Origin of the sequence: Xenorhabdus sp. NBAII XenSa04, assembly GCF_963866145.1 — a bacterium.
In the GTDB taxonomy this organism is placed as follows: domain Bacteria; phylum Pseudomonadota; class Gammaproteobacteria; order Enterobacterales; family Enterobacteriaceae; genus Xenorhabdus; species Xenorhabdus indica.
In genome coordinates, this window is record NZ_CAWMEB010000239.1 from 1 (window position 1) to 417 (window position 417).

Here is a 417-nt window from a genome sequence, read left to right on the forward strand (position 1 = left end):
AAGGATTTTATTTATCAAGATAGCTTCCGTGACAACTGGCTCAATATGATGTACCCCAGATTGAAGTTAGCCAGAGATTTATTGTCTGACGATGGCATTATCTTTATATCGATAGATGATCATGAAGTGGTTAATTTGTCTTATTTGTGCAATGAGATATTTGGTGAAGGCAATTTCGTTGAAAGATTGATTTGGAAAAATGGAAGAACTTCATCATCAACGTTTACACGAGAACACGAATATATCTTGGTATATGCAAAAGACCTGTCACAGTTACCCCGTATTGTTTATAAGGGCGATGATAGCCTGGTTTCAGATCGCGCAATAAAAAAGGTAAGCGTAAAAAACCCGGCGTCAGAAATAACCTTCCCTGCCGGGATTAAGTTCCTGGGTGAAAATAAAACGTTTCCGTCAGTA

General features: G+C 38.1%; 1 protein-coding gene. It reads left to right on the forward strand.

The window, feature by feature from the left end:
* Positions 1-417 (forward strand): DNA methyltransferase (locus AAC147_RS09390; RefSeq protein ID WP_047686413.1); only part of this gene is annotated, 417 nt, incomplete at both ends.